This is a genomic window from Phenylobacterium sp. (genome assembly GCF_965284355.1).
In the GTDB taxonomy this organism is placed as follows: domain Bacteria; phylum Pseudomonadota; class Alphaproteobacteria; order Caulobacterales; family Caulobacteraceae; genus Phenylobacterium.
This window is the reverse complement of sequence record NZ_OZ260078.1, coordinates 4,080,749-4,098,478: the sequence shown is the minus strand read 5'-3', so window position 1 is coordinate 4,098,478 and position 17,730 is coordinate 4,080,749. Positions and strand designations below refer to the sequence as shown.

Below are 17,730 nucleotides of genomic sequence, written 5' to 3'. Positions count from 1 at the left end.
AGGCTTAGACCCCCGGCAGCGTTTGGGCCGCCGCCTCCACGACCGCCCCGTCGGCCACCAGCGCGCCCGCGGCCATCAGGTCGGGGTGGAAGTGGCGGTCGTCTTCCAGGTGCGGAACACGGTCGCGCAGCAACCGACGCACGGCCTCCAGAGGCGGGCTCGACGTCAGCGGCTCGTGGAAGTCGCAGCCCTGGGCGGCGGCGAGCAGCTCGATCCCCACCACCGCCTGCACGTTCTTCGCCATCGCCAGCAGCCGCCGCGCGCCATGGGCGGCCATCGACACATGGTCCTCCTGGTTCGCCGACGTCGGGATGGAGTCGACGCTGGCCGGATAGGCCATCTGCTTATTCTCCGAGACCAGCGCGGCGGCGGTCACCTGCGGGATCATGAAGCCCGAGTTCAGCCCCGGCTTCGGCGTCAGGAACGCCGGCAGGCCCGACAGCGCCGCGTCCACCAGCATGGCCACCCGCCGTTCGGCCAGCGACCCGATCTCGCATAGCGTCAGCGCGATCATGTCGGCCGCGAAGGCCACCGGCTCGGCGTGGAAGTTGCCGCCCGACAGCGCCTCGTCCGTATCGGAGAAGATCAGCGGATTGTCCGAGACGCCGTTCGCCTCATAGCCCAGCGTCGTCGCCGCTTGGCGCAGGACGTCCAACGCCGCCCCCATCACCTGCGGCTGGCAACGCAGGCAGTACGGATCCTGCACCCGCTCGTCGTCCTTCAGGTGCGAGGCGCGGATCGCCGAGCCGGCCATCAGCGCCCGCAGCGCGTCGCCGGCCTCGATCTGCCCGGGCTGGCGGCGCAGGGCGTGGATGCGCGGATCGAAGGGCGTGTCCGAGCCTTTCGCCGCCTCCGTCGATAGCGCCCCCGTGATCAGCGCCGTCTGGAACACCCGCTCGGCCTCGAACAGGCCCGCCAGGGCGTTCGCGGTCGAGAACTGCGTGCCGTTCAGCAGCGCCAGGCCCTCCTTGGGCCCCAGGGTCAGCGGCGCCAGACCCGCGTCGGCCAGCGCCTCGGCCGCCGGGGTGCGCACGCCCGCCACGTCGATGTCGCCGACCCCGATCAGGGCGGCCGCCATATGCGCCAGCGGGGCCAGATCGCCCGAGGCCCCGACCGAGCCCTGCGCCGGGATCACCGGCGTGAGCCGCTTGGCCAACAGGGCCTCCAGCAACGCGACGGTCGCCGGCGCCACGCCCGAGGCGCCCTGCGCCAGGCTGGCCAGCTTCAACGCCAGCATCAGCCGCGCGACCGGCTCGAGCGAGGCCTCCCCCACCCCGGCCGCATGGCTCAGCACGATGTTGCGCTGGAGCGTCGTCAGGTCCTCGGCGTCAATGCGCACCGACGCCAGCTTCCCGAAGCCGGTGTTGATCCCATAGGCCGGCTCACCCTTCGCCACGATCCGCCCGACCGCCTCGGCGCTGGCGGCCACGGCGGCGACGCAGGCCGGGTCCAGGCGAACGTCGGCGCCGCGGTAGATGGCGCGCCAGTCCTGCAGGGGAACGTCGCCGGGGCGGAGCGTCACGGCAGGCATGGGGTCTGATCTCCGAAGACGCGGACGTGGGAGGCGGCGTGCATGCGCCGATCGAGCCCGCCGCTTGCGACGTGCTCGAATAAGTCTAGACATATTGGGGCCACCCCGGAGTTGTCCAGTGACCGATGCCGGCGCCTTCTCGAGCACAGGCGCGCGCTCATGACCGCGCCTCTGCACCAGCGCATCCGCGCCGACATCGAGGCCCGCATCCGCTCCGGCGAATGGGCGCCCGGCCACCGCGTGCCGTTCGAGACCCAGCTGATGGCCCAGTACGGCTGCGCGCGGATGACCGTAAGCAAGGCGATGGCCGGCCTGGCCGACGCCGGGCTGATCGTGCGTCGCAGGCGCGCGGGCTCGTTCGTCGCCCGGCCCAAGGTGCACGCGCCGGCCCTCAACATTCCAGACATCCCGGCCTCGATCCTGGCCCGCGGCGAGACCTACGCCTTCCGCCTGCTCATCCGCCGCGTCCGCAGCGCGCACCGCGACGCGCCTGAAGAGACCGAGCTGGCGGCGGGCGGCCAACTCCTGGAACTCGAAGGCGTGCACGACGCCGCCGGCCGCCCCTTCGCCCTGGAGCGCCGCCTCGTCAGCCTCAAGGCCGCGCCCGCCATGGCCGACGCCGACTTCACCCTCACGCCACCCGGCGCCTGGCTGCTGGAACACGTCGCGTGGACCGAAGCCGAGACGCGCATCAGCGCCGCCAACGCCGACGCCGACATCGCCCGCCTTCTGGCGCTGGCGCCCGCCGCCGCCTGCCTGATCGTCGACCGCCGCACTTGGCGCGGCCCCGAGCACGTCACCCGCGTCCGCCAGATCTTCCCCGGCGACGCCTACGACCTCGTCGCCCGCTTCGGGCCGGGGGCCTGACCTCAACTTCCACATCTGGAATGTCATGGCCGGGCTTGTCCGGGCCATGACGTTCTGAAGGGAAGGATTTGGCGCTAAGCCGCCGCCCTCGCCGCCTGCCTCCACCCGATCGCCACGCCCAACACGACCCGCATCGCGCGCAGCCGCTGGACCAGCGTCTCGGCCCGCTGGCTCGACAGGCCATCTGCCTCGATCCGGATCCGCACGCCGTGCGGGCCACGTTCCATGGTCACGCTGGCGAGCTGGGCCGCCTGGACCGCGAACGGCGTCAGCACGCGGATCACCGCATCGAACTCGTCGGCCGCCTCGACCACGAAGCAGTGGCGGCGCGCACAGAGGCTATCGCTCATCGCTTCGCCCCCTCACGCGCGCGGCGGCGCGCGCCACCCGGATCGGGCGGGTTTCGAGGGCGATCGTCATCAGGGTCATGGTCGGTCTCCTTTGGATTGGTAGGGGACCGGCGAGGCGCAACAAAAAACCCCGCTGCCTTTCGGAAGCGGGGTTCTGATCTTGCGATCCGCCGGAGGTCTTAACTCGCGCGCGTTCGCCCCGCTTCGGAGGTGACGGTGGTAATCATCATCATCGTGGAGACGGGACGGCCGACCGCGACCGGCCCAGATCCGACAAACGGATAAGCGCCGGCGAAGATTTCGGTCATGTCGAGGCGAAGGGCCACGGCGTCCACGTCCTGAAGTTCGTCCGCGCTCTAGCCGCTCTACGCCTCGGGCGCAACGATCCGCCGCCGCCGCGCCGCGTAGTAGATCAGCCCCAGCGCCAGCCACCCCAGCAGCAGCACATAGGGCCGCCAGTCCGACGTCAGCCCCAGCGACGCGATGGCGACGGCCGCGATCATGCCCGCCACGGACAGCCCCATCACCATGCCCTTGCTGAACTTCAGCCGCGCCTCGGCGTGCACCTCGGGATGGCGCCGCGCCACGTTGAAGGCGGCCAGGCACGAGCCCAGGTACTTCATCATCGTCGGGATGTTCACCGCCAGGAGCAGGAACAGAAGGCTCGACGGCAGGAACAGGCCCAGGCAGCAGGCCCCGAACGCCGCCAGGGTCGCCACATGCGGCGTGCCGAACCTCGGGTGGATACGACCCAGCGGCTCGGGCAGCACGCCGGCGCGGCCCATGGCGTAGAGGAACCGCGCGAACACCAGGAACACCGCGTTCATCGACTTCGACAGCGCCAGCACCGCCGCCGTCACGATCACCGGCATCGCCCAGCCGCCCAGCGCCGCCTCGGCCGCCGTCAGCAGCGGCGCGTCGCTGGCCGCCAGCGCATCGGCGCCCACCAGGCTCAGCGCCGTGAACGCGATGGCCAGGTAGACCACCACCGTCAGCAGCAGCGCCAGCCCCAGACCAAGCGGCACCACCCGCTTGGGATCGGCCACCTCCTCGCCCACCTCGGTCGTGGTCTCGATGCCCAGGAACAGCTGGATCATCAGCGGCAGCGCGGCCACGATCGGCAGCCACCCGACGCTGGCCGACTGCACGACCAGCTGCGGCTTCCACGCCGGCGCGCCGGCGATCACGAACACCGCGAACACCGCCAGCAGCATCAGCATCAGCACCGTCTGCGCCCGGGCCGCCACCGCCACGCCCAGGTAGTTCAGCGCGAACACCGCCAGGAACATCCCGAACATCACCGGTTTGCCCGGGATGGTGATCACCTTGCCCAGGTAGTTCACCAGCACCGTGCCGAGCACGATCATCACCACCGCGTTGGACAGGATCCGCAGCCAGACGATCCCGAACGCGATCAGCGGGTGGGTGAACTGCCGCTGCCACTCGAACGACGCCGCCGTCCGCGGCACGGCCGAGGCCATGTAGGCGTACACCAGCCCGAACAGCACCATGGGCATGGCGGCGATCACGCAGGCCAGCAGGATGCCCTCGTGCCCCACCTGGGCCGCCGGCCCCAGCACCGAGAAGATCGAGGCGCCGATGGCCGTGCCGGCGCCCAGCATGACCAGGTCGATAAGGCGGACGCCGGGGCGGAGCTGGTCGGTCATGGGGCCTCCGGGCGGGGCGGGATAACCGGCGGCGGGGGCGCAAACGGCTTGATCGCCAGGTGCTCGTAGATCTCGGCCGGGTAGTAGGCGACCCCGCCCACCATGGTCATCCGCGTCTTCCGCAACGCCGAGATGTTGGCCACGGGGTCGCCGTCCACCAGGATGAAGTCGGCCAGCTTGCCCCGCTCGATCGTCCCCAGCTCGTGGTCGCGCTTGAAGTACCGCTCGGCTCCCAGCGTCGAGAGATAGAGCGCCCGGCCGGGCGAGATTCCGGCGGCGACGTACACCTCCATCTCGCGCAGGTTCGAGAACCCCGTGCCGTCGTCGGTGCCGGGCAGCAGCTGGACGCCGTTGTCGTCCAGCATCTTCAGCACCTCGAGCACCTTGCGGAATCCGCCCTGGTAGTCGGCGTCGTCCTGCGGGGTCCGGATCGTCACGAAGCTGCGCTTGCGGTAGCGCTGGTAGCCGATCGGCACATGGTCGAGGTACGGCGCGTCGCCCGCCTGCACCTGGCCCGAACGCGACAGCATGAGGCGCTCCAGGATCATCGCCGTGGTGTCCAGCGCGATCCGCTTCTCCTTCATCAGCCGCACCGTCGCCTGCACGCGCTCGGACTTGAGGTCCAGGTCCTTGCCCCGCGCCATGCCGGTCAGGCGCAGCGGCGTGCGGGTGTCTTCCTTGGGGTCCAGGATCCAGCCCAGCATCAGCTGGTTGATGTGGGCGATGTCGTCATAGCCGTCACGGATCACCCGGTCGGGCGAGCTGAAGGCCGGCACGTGGCCGGTCACCCCCATCCCCAGCCGTTTGGCCTCGGCGGCCACCGGCGCCACCCAGTCGGGATTGAAGCTGTTGTAGATCTTGACCTGCCAATAGCCGTGGGCGGCGTACCAGCGCACGTCCCTTAGCGCGTCCTCCAGGGTGTCGGCGACGAAGCCGTTTCGCGCCGAGTAGGGGCTGCGGCCTTCCAGGAACCCGTTGCGCACGATCCGCGGCCCCGCCAGCCGGCCGACCCGCAGGCCCTCCAGCATCGCCAGCAGCTCTTCGTTGTCGTTGCCCTGGTCCCGCGTCGCCGTCACGCCCGCCGCCAGGTTGAACAGGTTGGACGACAGGCTGGTGTGCGAGTGCATGTCGTGCAGGCCGGGCAGCAAGGTCCCGCCCTGCCCGTCGATCACCGTCTCGCCCACCGGCGCCGGCCCGGCCGCATCGTTCGCCCAGACTCCGGTGATGCGGTCGCCGAACACGCCTACGGTCTTCAGCTCGCCGCTGAGCGTCATCGAGACGGGATCGAAGACCCGCACGTTGCGGATCCGCACCGGCCCCGCGAACCGGTGCGCCAGCTTCTTCTGAGCCTCCTCGGCGCGGACCTGGGCGATCTCGCGCCGGATCACGTCCAGCTTCGGAACCTCGGCCTCGTAGCCTTCGCGGATCAGCCCGCCCGCAGCGAACAGCTCGCCCTTGCCGTCCACCAGCACGTAGTCGGGATTGAGGTCGATGCCGGCCAGTTCGTAGACCGTGACCGGGACCGCCGCCTTGCCCTGGCCCAGGGTCACCTTCCGCACTTCGGTCAGTTTCAGCCGCCCGCCCGGCAGCACCGGCAGGGTCCGATCGGGCGCCCTCAGGAGCGCCTTCACATAGACGCCCAGCATCCACGGGCTGACGTCGTTGCCGATGTAGAGCAGCGGCTTGGGCGCCGCGACCTGGCCCTTGTCGGCCTGGCTCACCCATTCGGCCTGGCCCGCCTTCCAGGTGAACCGCTCGGCCACCGGGCTGCCGAACAGGCTCTCGCCCTCGATGGTCCAGGTCACCGGCAGGCCGTTCGCGTCGGCCTCGATCCGCTCACGCGCCTTGGGGCCGCGGCCGTTGTTGACCACCGCGTAGTCCACCGACGTCGTCCGGCCCTGCACGTCGGCCGTGAGGTGGCCCACCTTCTCGCCGTTGGCGATCACCACATATCGGTGCACCTCGGCCAGCGCCGATCCAGACAAGACCAGCGCCAGGAGAGCGCCCGCGGCGGCGGCGGTTCTAAGCGACATCGAGACAACCCCTCACGACAGGATCATCGTACCTCGGAGGCCGGGATTTTCTATTCGAACTGGGGTCGGCGGCCTTGGGCCGCGACAAGAACAATGCAGGCCGCGATGGCCGGCCGGCATAGCCTATGCCATGCCGATTGAGCCCCGGCGCCAGAACGAAAAGAATATCCGCCCGCCCCGCGCTAGCCTGACGGCGTGACCTGACCGGGGGGAAGATATGGCCGAGATCACCAAGCGGGCGCTGCTGGGCGTGGGCGGTCTCGCTCTGGCGGCGGCCGGCGCGGCCCGCGCGGCCGAGGGTGGCCCGTTCGTCTCGAACCACACCGGCCTCTTTGGCGGCCAGAAGGTCGACTACACCGCCACCGTCGGCGAGACGGTGATCGTCGGGGCCGACGGCCAGCCCACCGTCCGGTTCGTCAGCACATCCTATGTGAAGCGCGGCGGCGATCCCGCGGCCCGGCCGGTGCTGTTCGCCTTCAACGGCGGCCCGTCCAGTTCGTCGGCCACCCTGCACATGGTCGCCCTGGGCCCGAAACGGCTCACCGTCTCCCAGGACCCGAAGGTCGCCGCGGCCGGCGGCCTCGTCGACAACCTCGACACCGTCCTCGACGTCGCCGACCTCGTCTTCATCGACCCGGCCGAGACCGGCTTCTCCCGCGTGCTGCCGGGCGGCAAGACGCCGTACTTCTATTCGGTCGAAGGCGACGCCCAGTCGGTGTCGGACTTCGTGGTCGCCTGGATCAAGGCCAACGGCCGCGAGGCCTCGCCGAAGTTCGTGCTGGGCGAAAGCTACGGCACCCTGCGCGCCGCCCTGATGGCGGGCCAGCTCGCCAAGGTGATGCCCCTGTCGGGCGTCTTCCTGTTCGGCCAGGCGGTCAACATGATCGAGACCAGCCAGCGGGCGAAGAACGTCCTGGCCTACGCCACCAACCTCACCTCTCTGGCCGCGGTCGCCGCCTACCATGGCCGCGCCCCCGCCTGGACCGGCAAGCCGATGAGCGCGGTGGTCGACGAGGCCTACGCCTGGGGCATGGGCGAGTATCTCCAGGCGCTGCTGCAGGGCCACGACCTTCCGGCCCCCAGGCGTCGCGCCATCGCGGCGAAGCTGCAGGCCATGACCGGCGTCAGCGCCGACTACTACCTGGCCAACGACCTGCAGATCACCAAGATCGCCTTCCTGCGCGAGCTGCAGAAGGACCAGGTGCTGGGCATGTACGACGCCCGCTATGTGGGCCCCGCCCCGGCCGGCCAGCGGCCCTCCGATCCGTTCGGCCCGGTGATCGCGGCGATCCAGCCGGCGATGCTGGCCCACTACCAGACGCTCGGCGTCACCTGGCCGGCGTCGGACTACCGCAGCAGCGCGCCCAACACCGGCGGCTGGGCCTGGAACGGCACGCTGGGTCCGGGCGGCCCGTTCCTCGACTACGACTACCAGGCCCGGATCAACCCGGCCTTCGCGGCCGATCCCAAGTTCCGCCTGATGATCGGCACCGGCATCTACGACCTGACCACCACCGTCGGCCCCGCCCGCTACATGGTCACCAAGAGCGACTGGCCGCGCGACCGCGTCATCCAGCGCGAGTACGTCGGCGGCCACATGGCCTACACCCACGAACCCTCGCTGAAGGCGTTCACCGGCGACATCCGGTCGTGGATCACCGGCGGCAAGTTCGCGCCCCGGAAGCTCTGATGAGGGCCCTGCTCGCCGCCGCCCTGCTCGCCGTCGCCACGCCCGCGCTCGCCCAGCCGCCGACCGAGACCCCGGTCGTCACGCGCCACAGCATCGCCATCGCCGGCAAGCCGCTCGCCTACACCGCCGAGACCGGCCGCATCGCCATCCGCGATCCCGAGACCGGCCAGCCGCGCGGCTGGATGTTCTACATCGCCTACCGCGTTCCCTCGGCGAACCCGCGCCCGCTGGCCTTCGTCTGGAACGGCGGCCCCGGCGCCAACTCGGCGACCCTGCATTTCGAGGTGGCGGGGCCCAAGCGCGGCGAAGGCGGCCGGCTGGTCGACAACGCCGAGACCTGGCTGACCCACGCCGACCTGGTCTTCGTCGATCCGATCGGCACGGGCTTCAGCCGCCCGACCCGCCCGGAATATGCGCAAGGCTTCTACGGCACCCTGGGCGACGTCGCCTCGGTGACCGAGTTCGTCCGGTCGTGGCGCATCCTGCACGCCGCCGAGGCCCAGCCGCTGTACCTGATCGGCGAGAGCTGGGGCGCCGGCCGCGCCGCCAACGTGGGCGAGGCGCTGCTGAAGCGCGGCGTGCGCGTGGACGGGCTGGGGCTGATCTCGGGCGGCACGGGTCTCTCGCGCCTGGGCGACGACGGCCCGGTCGGCCACCTCAGGATCGCCGGCTATGCGGCCACAGCGCTCCACCACGGCAGGCTCTCGCCCGAGGTCGGAACGACGCCCGACGCCGTCCGGCGCACCGCCGAATCCTGGGCCCGCGAGACCTACGGCCCCGCCCTCGCCCGCCTCGAACACCTGACCCCCGACGAGCGCGAGCAGATCGCCGCCGGCCTGTCGCGCCTCACCGGCGTCCCGGCCGCGAAGATCGACCGCAAGACGCTCACCATCACGCCGCGCCAGTTCCGCACCGAACTCGGCGGCGACAAGCCGCTCCACGTCTTCGACATGCGCCTCCGCGACGAGCCGCAGGCGCGGGCGGCGGCGGCGATCCTGACCTGGCTCCGCGGCGACCTCGGCTACCGCACCGACCTGCCCTACGTGGGCCTCGAGGCCGAGCCCAACGGCCCCGACGGCAAGCCGCCGCTCGGCGTCGGCGCCCGCTGGGACTACGCCACCGCTCCGATCACGCCGGCCGAGCGGGAGGCCGCCTACGCCGAAGCCGTCCGCACCGGCGCCGGCCCGCCCAAGCTGGGCCCGCCCCTGCCGGGCACGGCCGAGGCCCTGGCGTTGAACCCGAAACTCCGCGTGCTGGTCGCCTCGGGCCTCTACGACTCCCTGGCCAACTGCGCCGGCGACGACGAAACCGCCCGCCGCCTGCCTACCCCGCTCAAGGCCGCCATGACCTTCCGCTGCTACCCGGGCGGCCACATGATGTACCGCGACCAACCCACCCGCCTGCAGTTCAGCCAGGACATCCGGGCGCTGGTGAGCGCTTCCCTCGCTCCCTAGCGCCCTTCTCCCCTTGCGGGAGAAGGTGGCCTGCGCAGCAGGTCGGATGAGGGGTCGCGCGAGCAGGTCAGCCGCGGAGGCGCGCCAGCGCCGATCAGATTGTCCACGAACCACACGAACCTCACGAACTCACTTCGAGCTCCCAAGACCCCGCGAGCAACGGCTCCGTTCGTGTGGTTCGTGTGGTTCGTGGACAAAAGAAGGAATGCGCCTGCGGCGCGCACGTCCGCCGGCTCAGCGCGACCCCTCATCCGGCCGCCTTCGGCGCCCACCTTCTCCCGCAAGGGGAGAAGGAACGCGCTCAACCTGCGCATCTCCCATCCGGCACGCCGGCCACGCGTTCCCACTGCCAGGCGTCCACCGTCTCACCCCTCGGCAGATAGGTGATCGGAAACGTCTCCCCGCCCCGCGTCACCCGCAGGGTCAGCGTCCGCGTCGGGTCGCCCTGCACGCTGTCCATGGCCACGGAATAGGTCACCACGTCGCCATCCCGCAGGCCAGCCTTCGCCGCCTCCGATCCCGCGACCAGCCCGCGGATCGTCTTCACGTCGCCCACCAGCGACTTCGGCTCGAAGCCCAGGTCGAACCGCCGGAACTTGCCCGTCGTCCGCGCGAAACAGGGCCCGAAGTCGCCGCTCTCAGGCAGCATCAGCCTGCCGGCCAGCATGTCGGCGTGCACGCGCCGCCCGTCCTCGCCCAGGTCCTTCGCCAGCAGGTCCACCCAGCCGCTCTCGGGCACGCTCTCCCCGGCCCGCCGACGCCGCACCATCTCGCGGATCAGGTCGTCCAGCGACCGTCTGCCGCCGCTGGCGCGCCGGATCTTCCCGTCCAGCACCGCGAAGTACATCGCCCCCCGGTCGTACGGCAGCGTCCGGATCCGGGTGTCCTCCCAGAACCGCGCCGCGATCTCGCTGTCGGGCGTGTCGTTCAGGGCGTTGGTGTAGTAGCGCCGCGCCGTGTCGTTGATGTCGTCCAGGTACTGCGCGGGCGTCAGCATCCCCGCGCGCATCGGCAGCAGCGCCTGATAGTGCACCGCGATCCCCTCGCCGTACCACTGGCCGCCCAGGCCCGACGCGGTCCAGGTGTGGATCATCTCGTGCGCCAGGGTGCCCTTCAGGCCCTCGGGGTCCTTCGCCGTCTCGCCCCAGGTCAGCAGGAACGAGTTGGTGAGCGCCGCGCCGCCGCCGGCGTTGATCGGGTTGTAGCGCAGGATCACCCGATAGGGCGGCGCCTCCGGGTCCTGGAAGAAGCCGCTCATCCAGCCGTGCAGGTTCGCCGCCCAGCCCATCAGCGGCCGCGGATCGAACGGCGGATCGCCCAGCCAGGCCGCCGAGAACCCGGTGGGCTTCACCTGCGCCGGCACGCGGCGCATCGGCCCGGCCATGAACAGCGTCCGATGCAGCCGCTCCACCGGCCCCGCCGCCAGCTTCACGTCGCCGTCGCCCAGGCTGGACATCGCTGTGGCGCCGGCGCCAAGCCCAGACAGGTCCCACGACAGCGCCACGCGGTGCGGCTTCCCGCCCTCGGGCAGCAGGATGAAGGTGTTGCCCACCCCCGAGACGCCGCCGCCTTCGGTGCGCAGGCTGTAGGGCGGGCCCGACCCGCGCTTCGGCGGCGTGTTGTCCACGGGCGCCCGGTAGGTCACCGTGACGTCGCCCTTCACGGCCCGGCCCGCCAGCCAGTGGCGCGAATAGGCGATGGCAACCGGGTCGTCCTTCGCCGTGACCGGCACGGCGCCCAGCGCGTCGGTGACCTTCAGCCCGGTCAGCGTGTTGGCGACCGTATCGGTGTTGGCGATCACCACCGGCAGGGTCAGCAGCGGCGCGCCGGCCGCCACGTCCACCTGCGGCACGGTCAGGGTCACATCGACGAAGCCCCGCCCCGCCGCCGCATCGATCCCGCCCGGCCGCAGCACCACGCCGAACTCCGGCGGGGTCTGTGCCGCCACCGCCGTGGCGGCCATCGCGGCCGCCAGCGAGAACACCAGCTTCTTCAAATCGGGGCCTCGTACAGCGCCTTGGCCGCCGCCAGATCCTGCACCACGTGGCCCAGCGACTTGTAGACGGTGATCTGCTCGGGCGACTGCCGGCCTTCGAGGTCGCCGGCCAGCACCTGGCCGATCTCGCCCACCACATGGTCGTCGCCGATCAGCCCGGCCGCCTTGGCGTTCAGGAACTCCGCGCCCTGCGCCAGCACCCCCTCGCGGCTGTCGGCGATGAACCGCGAGCGGACCACCAGGTCGTGATCCACCTCGACCGGCCCGGGCCCGCTGGAGCCCACCAGGTTCACGTGCGTCCCCGGCGCGACCCACGCGCCCATCAGGATCGGCTCGCGGGCGTTGGTCACGGCGGTGATGATGTCGGCGTCGGCAACGGCCTCGCGCACGCCGGGCGCGGCCACGACCGGAATCCCCAGCTCGGCGCCCAGGTTCTCCGTGAACGCCGCCGCCTTGCCGCCGTCGCGCCCCCAGACGGTGATCTTCGACAGCTCGCGCACCTTGGAGATGGCGCGCGCATGCGTCCCGGCCTGTTCGCCATAGCCCAGGATCGCCATCCGGCGGGCCTCGGGCCGGGCCAGCGCATCGGTGGCCACGGCGCTTGCCGCCGCGGTCCGGATGGCCGTGATCTCGCCCGCATGGGCAATGCACACCGGCGCGCCCGTCTCGCCCTCGAACAGCACGACCACGCCCTGGTGCGACTGCAGGCCCTTGGCGAAGTTGCCGGGATAGACGCCGATCAGCTTGGCGCCGAACATCCCGCCCTCGGACAGCGCGCCCGGCATGATCCCGAATACGCCGTTCGGCCCCAGCGGCAGGATCGAGCGCAGGTGCTGCCGCGTCTCGCCCTTCGAGAAGGCGATCATCGCCTCGCGCACCAGCGGGATGCACAGCTCGTAGGTCAGCCGCCGGGCCACCTCTTCGCGATCAATGATCCGCATCGCCGCGCGCAACTCCACGAGAATGGGGAGCCGCGGCGGCCCTGTGGGAAGGCCGCCGCGGCCGGGCGATCCGATACGCTCCGGATCGCGTTGTCTAGAACTTGGCGTTCAGGCCCACGAAGTAGCGCCGGCCCAGGATGTCGCCATAGGTGCGGGTGGGGAACGACGGCTCCTCGTCGGTGAGGTTGGTCACCCCGGCGCGCAGCGTGTAGCCATCCAGGAACTCGTACGAGCCCGAGACCGAGTGGCGGATGTTCTCCTTGATGTGCGGCGTGGGCGTGCTCTCGATCGTCGCGGTGTAGGTCTGCTTCACGGGCGAGAGGTAGTTCAGCGTGTAGTTGAGCCTCACCGGCCCCTTGCGGTAGCGCAGATCGAACTTGGCCGACAGGTCGGGTGACGGTCCGAAGTCCGGCGTGGAGGAGGTGTTGTCCACGCGGGTGCGGTCGACGCCCGTGACCGAGATCTGCAGCTTCTCGATGCGCGTGGCTTCGAGGTTCAGCTCCAGGTCGCCCAGGTCGGCGTCGTCGAAGAACCGACCGACCGGGAAGGCGTAGTTGATGTTGTACACTTCGCCGCGGAAGGTGATCCGACCGGCGTTGAACGTGGTCGAACGGGCCGTGACCACGTTGCCGGCCGCGTCCCGCGTGAAGGTGGCGCAGATGTCCGCCGGCTGCGGCGAGGCGTCGAAGCAGGTCGCCAGGAAGCTCTGCGGCGTGAAGGCCGACAGGCCGTCCTGCAGGTCCACCTCAATCCGGTCGGCCACGATCGTCAGGCCCGGCGCGAAGGTGGGCTGGAAGACGAAGCCGTACGTCCAGGTCTTCGAGATCTCATTGCGCAGATCGGGGTTGCCGCCGGTCGTGATCAGCGCGCCGGAGAAGTTCTCCGACAGGTCCTGGAAGGTCGCCAGGTTGCCGTAGCTGGGATTGGCGCGGAACAGCGCCTGGCAATTGGCCAGGCGGGTGGCCGGAGCCGGGCCGCCGGCGATCCGGTCGGCGTCGCAGGGGTCCTGAGCGATGGAGCCCAGGGCCGTGCGCTGGGGCGCGAACAGCTGATCCAGTGTGGGGGCGCGGAAGTTGCGGCTGCGCGAAACGCGGACGGTGAAGCCTTCCACCACCTCCCAGCGCCCGCCCAGGCCCCAGACGTCTTCCTTGCCGGCGATCGAGTTGTCGACGTAGCGGTACGAGCCGTTCAGGTCGAGCGACCGGGCCAGGGGGAACGAGAACTCCCCGCCCAGCAGCGGGACCAGAAGCTCGCCCGAGAACTCGTCGGTATTGTACTGGCCGCCCGTGGCCACCGTCGGCACCTGCGAGCCCACCAGGCCGCGCTGGTTGGCGGTCAGCGGCACGAACTTCGCCTTTTCCTCGCGGTGCTCGTAGGCGGCGCTGAACTTCACGGCGCCGGCCGGCAGATTGAACAGGTCGCCGCCCAGGGTCGCCAGGAAGTCGTCCTGGGTGTTCAGGTAGTCCTGGCCGATCGGGGTGGTCGCATAGAGCCGCGCCGCCTGGCTGACGTTGCCGTTGCCGAACGGGTTGATCGGCGCGCAGTTCGGGTCGTCGTTGGCCGCGCTGGCGTCGGCGTTGATGCCGCAGACGATCTGACCCTGGGCGTTGAGCACCGCGTTGATCGCGTTGTTGAACCGCTGGGTCCACACGCCGTAGGCGCGGCTCTCCCCGTCGGTCTCGGCGCGGCTGTACGACAGGCTCCAGTAGAAGTTGCGCTCGCCCAGGTCGAAGTCGCCCTCGAGCGCGACCAGCGCGCGGACGCTGTCGGTCTGCAGGACGCTCTCACGCGTGGGCAGCAGGTCGGTCCACCACTTCGAGAGCGAGAGCGGCGCCCCGGCCGGGCCCAGGACCGCACGCACCGCCGGCGACAGGAAGGGATTGGTCCGCGAGACCGCTATAGCCCCCGAGCCGCTGGCGGCGCTGTTCAGCACCGTGTTGCTGGCCTGCTGGCCGTACGGGTCGCGCCCTTCGACGCGGGCGTACAGAAGCTCGGCCGAGAGCTTGATCCGGTCGGTGATGTCGTAGTGGCCCACGGCGGCGGCGGTCCACCGCTCGATGCCCGTGTAGAGCGCGGCCAGCTCCTGATAGGGATTGCCGTCGCCGCCGCTGGTGAAGGGCGGCACCGTCGGGTTCAGCAGGTTGCCGATGCTGTAGGGGATCAGCGCATCGCCCGTGGCGTTGAACTGGAGCGGCGTCGTCGTGCCCGGCGCACGGTAGATCGAGCTGGCGAAGGGCGGGCCCGGATTGAACAGCACCCCGTTGGCGTTGAAGCTGACGAACCGGCTGTTCAGGTTTTCCGTGACCGAGGGAATGCCGTCGGTGGCCGTGCGGTTGGCCGGGTTCGAGATGGTCACGCGGCCCAGGTTCGAACGCGGCCGGTCATAGTCGAACAGCGGCCGGGTCTTGGACCACTCCAGGTTCACCGCGATGTTGGCGCGATCGTCCAGGAAGTTGCGGCCGCCCGTCGCCCGCAGGCTCGACTGCGGATAGTCGTCCCGCGACGAAATCCCGTACTGGGCGTCGAACTCCAGCCCCTCGAAGTCGTCCTTCAAGACATAGTTCACGACCCCGGAGATGGCGTCCGAGCCATACACGGCCGCGCCGCCCGCCTGGGCGATGTCGACCCGCTGGATCAGGCCGGTGGGGATGATGTTGGTGTCGACCACCCGGTCGCCCAGGCCCGACGACGAGGTGACGAAGCGGCGGCCGTTGACCAGGGTCAGCGTGCGGCCTGCGCCAAGCCCGAACAGGTTGGGAAACTGCTGCCCGTTGCCCGCGGCCGAGCCGCTGCCGGCGGCCACCGCAAACTGGGGCATGTTGGACGTGAGTTCGTTGAGCGCCTGGCCGATCTGGACAAAGCCGCGCTCCTGCACCGCGGCGGCGTCGATCACCGAGACGGGGGCCTCGGTCGTCGTCTCGACGCGACGGATGCGCGAGCCGGTGACCACCACCTCGCCCACTTCCCGGGCGCCGTCTTCGGCCGCCTGGGCGAAGGCCGGCATGGCCCCCATCAGCGCCAGCCCGGCCAGCACCGTCGAGCCCAGCATGCGCCTGCGAATGGAATAGCCGCTCATCGTGATCCCCCAAGTCGGTGGCCCCTGGGTGTCGAAGCTGCGCTTCCCGCATGTCTTCGGCCAGGGTCCTGCAATGTGAGAACGGTAGTTTTCGGGGCCCGGTTTTTCTTTTCGTTCTTCGAACCGTCGCCGGGCCGACACAGATTGATAATGCAGCCGCCGCACCCGCTGCGAATGAGCAATGCAGGTGATAGTCAGGCTCCCTTCGCGCCTCAGCTCGTCTTGACTCGGCCGCGCCGCGCATCCGCTATGCGCGCATGGCCCGCCGCAAAGACGAAGTTATGCCCACCGCGCTGGACGCGATCGACATCAAGATCCTGGAGCTGATGCAGAAGGACGCCTCGCTCTCGACCGGCGAACTCGCCGAGCGCGTGGGGCTGTCGCAGTCGCCCTGCTGGCGGCGGATCCAGCGCCTGCGCGAGGAGGGCTACATCAAGTCGGTCGTGGCCGTCGTCGACCACGAGAAGCTGGGCTTCAAGATGCAGATCTTCGCCCAGGTGAAGATGACCACCCTCACCGAGGCCGAGCGCGCCAATTTCTACAAGGCGATCAACAGCATCCCCGAGATCCTGGAGTGCTGGACGGTCTTCGGCGAGATGGACGCCATGATGAAGATCCTGGCGCCCGACGTGACCTGGTATCAGGACTTCATCTTCTCGGTGCTGCTCAAGCTGCCCGGCGTGGTCGACGTCCGCTCGATCGTCACCCTCTCGGCGCAGAAGAGCACCATGGCCGTGCCCCTCACCGCGCGGCAGTTCCGTTGAGCCACTTGGATAATTCATCCAAGGCCCTGGCGGACCCCGGCCAAGTTCGAAAGGATAATTCGTAGGGCCGGCGCTAGCATTCCGTCTTGAGGCAGGACGTCCGATGAACTTCACCCGCAGAGCGCTCGTGGCGGCCGCGGCGGCCTCCCCCGGCCTCGCCCAGGCTGCGACCACGCCTGCGGGGTCGTCGGCCGCCCTGCCCGCCCGCTCTGCCTTCGCGAAGATGCCCTTCGTCTACCTCGACGCGGGCTCGACCCACCCGATGCCGCTGGGCGCCAAGGCCGCCCTGGAAGAGTACCTCCACTACAAGACCCGCGACGGCCTCTGGCCCGGCTACAGCATGGACGCCAAGGAAAAGGCGGTGATCGCCGGCTTCGGCGCGCTGGTCGGCGCCGCGCCCGACGAGCTGGTGCTGATCCAGTCCACCACCATGGGCGAGAACCTGGTCCTTGCGGCCCTGGGCTACCCCCAGACGGGCGGCCGCATCGTCAGCGACGCCCTGCATTTCTTCGGCTCGTTCTACACCTACGGCGAGCTGGCCAAGGCCGGCGTCGACGTCGTCACCCTGCCGATGACGCCCGAGGGCCGCATCGACATGGCCGCCATGGCCGCCGCCGTGACCGACAGGACGAAGCTGGTCTCGATCAGCCACGTCTCCACCACCAACGGCTTCGAGCACGACCTGAAGGCCGTCTGCGACCTGGCCCACACCCACGGCGCCTACGTCTATGCCGACATCATCCACGGCGCGGGCTCCACCCCGCTCGACCTTCGCGCCGCCGGCGTCGATTTCGCCGCGAGCTCTTCCTACAAGTGGCTGATGGGCGACTTCGGCCTGGCGTTCCTCTACGTGCGCCGGGAAATCCAGGACAGGATCGCCCGGCCCTGGTGGGGCTACCACCAGGTGGGCGGCCGCTTCACCACCCACGTCTTGCCGTTCGATCCGCCCGGCGATGGCGCCGCCGACTATGGCTACGCCGAGGGCGCCGCCGGCAAGTTCGCCATGGGCACCACCTCGTGGACCGGCGTCGTCCAGCTCGAGCACAGCCTGGCCTGGATCCGCCAGCTGGGCGTCGCCAACATCCAGGCCTACCGCCAGCCGATGGCCACGGCGATCCAGACGGAACTGCGCCGCCGCGGCTACCAGCCGATGACGCCGCTCGACAGCCGCACGCCCCTGGTCGCCTTCGCGCTCAAGGACGCCCGCGCCAAGCTGGGCGACCTCCTGGCCAAGAACGACATCCGCATGACCGTCAGCGCCAACCGCTTCCGCGTCTCGCTCTCGGTGTTCAACGACATGAACGACGTCGACAAGCTGCTGGCCGTCCTGCCGAAAGCCCCGCCGGCATGACTCCCCTCCC

12 protein-coding genes are annotated in these 17,730 nt (G+C 70.3%); 5 read left to right on the top strand and 7 right to left on the bottom strand.

The window, feature by feature from the left end:
* Positions 1 to 4: 4 nt before the first annotated feature.
* Positions 5 to 1,531, bottom strand: coding sequence for a histidine ammonia-lyase (hutH, locus tag ACQ66R_RS20145; RefSeq protein WP_430424888.1), 1,527 nt, complete (start codon positions 1,529 to 1,531; stop codon positions 5 to 7).
* Between the two features lie 159 nt (positions 1,532 to 1,690).
* Between hutH and hutC the strand changes: the two genes are divergently transcribed.
* Entirely contained in the window at positions 1,691 to 2,398 is a 708-nt protein-coding gene (hutC, locus tag ACQ66R_RS20140) for a histidine utilization repressor (protein ID WP_430424886.1), read from the top strand.
* Between the two features lie 74 nt (positions 2,399 to 2,472).
* On the opposite strand, the gene ACQ66R_RS20135 is transcribed toward hutC, so the two are convergent.
* From ACQ66R_RS20135 to ACQ66R_RS20125, 3 genes are all read right to left on the bottom strand, one after another.
* Positions 2,473 to 2,748: a hypothetical protein gene (locus ACQ66R_RS20135; RefSeq protein WP_430424884.1), complete on the bottom strand. Its 276-nt coding sequence runs from the start codon at positions 2,746 to 2,748 to the stop codon at positions 2,473 to 2,475.
* Between the two features lie 365 nt (positions 2,749 to 3,113).
* A complete protein-coding gene (locus ACQ66R_RS20130) occupies positions 3,114 to 4,415 on the bottom strand; it encodes an APC family permease (protein WP_430424882.1) in 1,302 nt (433 codons plus the stop codon).
* Positions 4,412 to 6,448 (bottom strand): amidohydrolase family protein, encoded by a 2,037-nt coding sequence (locus ACQ66R_RS20125; protein ID WP_430424880.1) that lies wholly within the window; start codon positions 6,446 to 6,448, stop codon positions 4,412 to 4,414. Before ACQ66R_RS20125 ends, ACQ66R_RS20130 begins: the two co-directional genes overlap by 4 nt.
* A gap of 217 nt (positions 6,449 to 6,665) precedes the next feature.
* Here ACQ66R_RS20125 and ACQ66R_RS20120 point away from each other — a divergent pair, with 217 nt between their 5' ends.
* Positions 6,666 to 8,138, top strand: coding sequence for a S10 family peptidase (locus ACQ66R_RS20120; RefSeq protein WP_430424878.1), 1,473 nt, complete (start codon positions 6,666 to 6,668; stop codon positions 8,136 to 8,138).
* Entirely contained in the window at positions 8,138 to 9,592 is a 1,455-nt protein-coding gene (locus ACQ66R_RS20115; RefSeq protein ID WP_430424876.1) for a S10 family serine carboxypeptidase-like protein, read from the top strand. Before ACQ66R_RS20120 ends, ACQ66R_RS20115 begins: the two co-directional genes overlap by 1 nt.
* A gap of 301 nt (positions 9,593 to 9,893) precedes the next feature.
* On the opposite strand, the gene ACQ66R_RS20110 is transcribed toward ACQ66R_RS20115, so the two are convergent.
* The 3 genes from ACQ66R_RS20110 to ACQ66R_RS20100 all read right to left on the bottom strand — a co-directional run bounded on the left by ACQ66R_RS20110 (position 9,894) and on the right by ACQ66R_RS20100 (position 15,605).
* Positions 9,894 to 11,588 carry a hypothetical protein gene (locus ACQ66R_RS20110; protein ID WP_430424874.1) on the bottom strand — a complete coding sequence of 565 codons (1,695 nt, stop codon included), beginning with the start codon at positions 11,586 to 11,588 and terminating at the stop codon, positions 9,894 to 9,896.
* A complete protein-coding gene (locus ACQ66R_RS20105; protein WP_430424872.1) occupies positions 11,585 to 12,529 on the bottom strand; it encodes an ornithine cyclodeaminase family protein in 945 nt (314 codons plus the stop codon). Before ACQ66R_RS20105 ends, ACQ66R_RS20110 begins: the two co-directional genes overlap by 4 nt.
* Positions 12,530 to 12,623: 94 nt before the next feature.
* Positions 12,624 to 15,605: a TonB-dependent receptor domain-containing protein gene (locus ACQ66R_RS20100; protein WP_430424870.1), complete on the bottom strand. Its 2,982-nt coding sequence runs from the start codon at positions 15,603 to 15,605 to the stop codon at positions 12,624 to 12,626.
* A gap of 281 nt (positions 15,606 to 15,886) precedes the next feature.
* Between ACQ66R_RS20100 and ACQ66R_RS20095 the strand changes: the two genes are divergently transcribed.
* Together ACQ66R_RS20095 and ACQ66R_RS20090 are read left to right on the top strand one after the other, a co-directional pair.
* The gene (locus tag ACQ66R_RS20095; RefSeq protein WP_430424868.1) at positions 15,887 to 16,369 is read left to right on the top strand and encodes an Lrp/AsnC family transcriptional regulator; all 483 of its coding nucleotides are present in this window, start codon (positions 15,887 to 15,889) and stop codon (positions 16,367 to 16,369) included.
* A 103-nt stretch (positions 16,370 to 16,472) separates the two neighbouring features.
* Positions 16,473 to 17,720, top strand: coding sequence for an aminotransferase class V-fold PLP-dependent enzyme (locus ACQ66R_RS20090; protein WP_430424866.1), 1,248 nt, complete (start codon positions 16,473 to 16,475; stop codon positions 17,718 to 17,720).
* The last annotated feature ends 10 nt before the right edge of the window (positions 17,721 to 17,730 follow it).

Bases quoted from the DNA above. Each gene is read 5' to 3' on its own strand.
- hutH (WP_430424888.1), bottom strand. From the start codon at position 1,531: ATGCCTGCCGTGACGCTCCGCCCCGGCGACGTTCCCCTGCAGGACTGG.
- hutC (WP_430424886.1), top strand. From the start codon at position 1,691: ATGACCGCGCCTCTGCACCAGCGCATCCGCGCCGACATCGAGGCCCGC.
- ACQ66R_RS20135 (WP_430424884.1), bottom strand. From the start codon at position 2,748: ATGAGCGATAGCCTCTGTGCGCGCCGCCACTGCTTCGTGGTCGAGGCG.
- ACQ66R_RS20130 (WP_430424882.1), bottom strand. From the start codon at position 4,415: ATGACCGACCAGCTCCGCCCCGGCGTCCGCCTTATCGACCTGGTCATG.
- ACQ66R_RS20125 (WP_430424880.1), bottom strand. From the start codon at position 6,448: ATGTCGCTTAGAACCGCCGCCGCCGCGGGCGCTCTCCTGGCGCTGGTC.
- ACQ66R_RS20120 (WP_430424878.1), top strand. From the start codon at position 6,666: ATGGCCGAGATCACCAAGCGGGCGCTGCTGGGCGTGGGCGGTCTCGCT.
- ACQ66R_RS20115 (WP_430424876.1), top strand. From the start codon at position 8,138: ATGAGGGCCCTGCTCGCCGCCGCCCTGCTCGCCGTCGCCACGCCCGCG.
- ACQ66R_RS20105 (WP_430424872.1), bottom strand. From the start codon at position 12,529: ATGCGGATCATTGATCGCGAAGAGGTGGCCCGGCGGCTGACCTACGAG.
- ACQ66R_RS20100 (WP_430424870.1), bottom strand. From the start codon at position 15,605: ATGAGCGGCTATTCCATTCGCAGGCGCATGCTGGGCTCGACGGTGCTG.
- ACQ66R_RS20095 (WP_430424868.1), top strand. From the start codon at position 15,887: ATGCCCACCGCGCTGGACGCGATCGACATCAAGATCCTGGAGCTGATG.
- ACQ66R_RS20090 (WP_430424866.1), top strand. From the start codon at position 16,473: ATGAACTTCACCCGCAGAGCGCTCGTGGCGGCCGCGGCGGCCTCCCCC.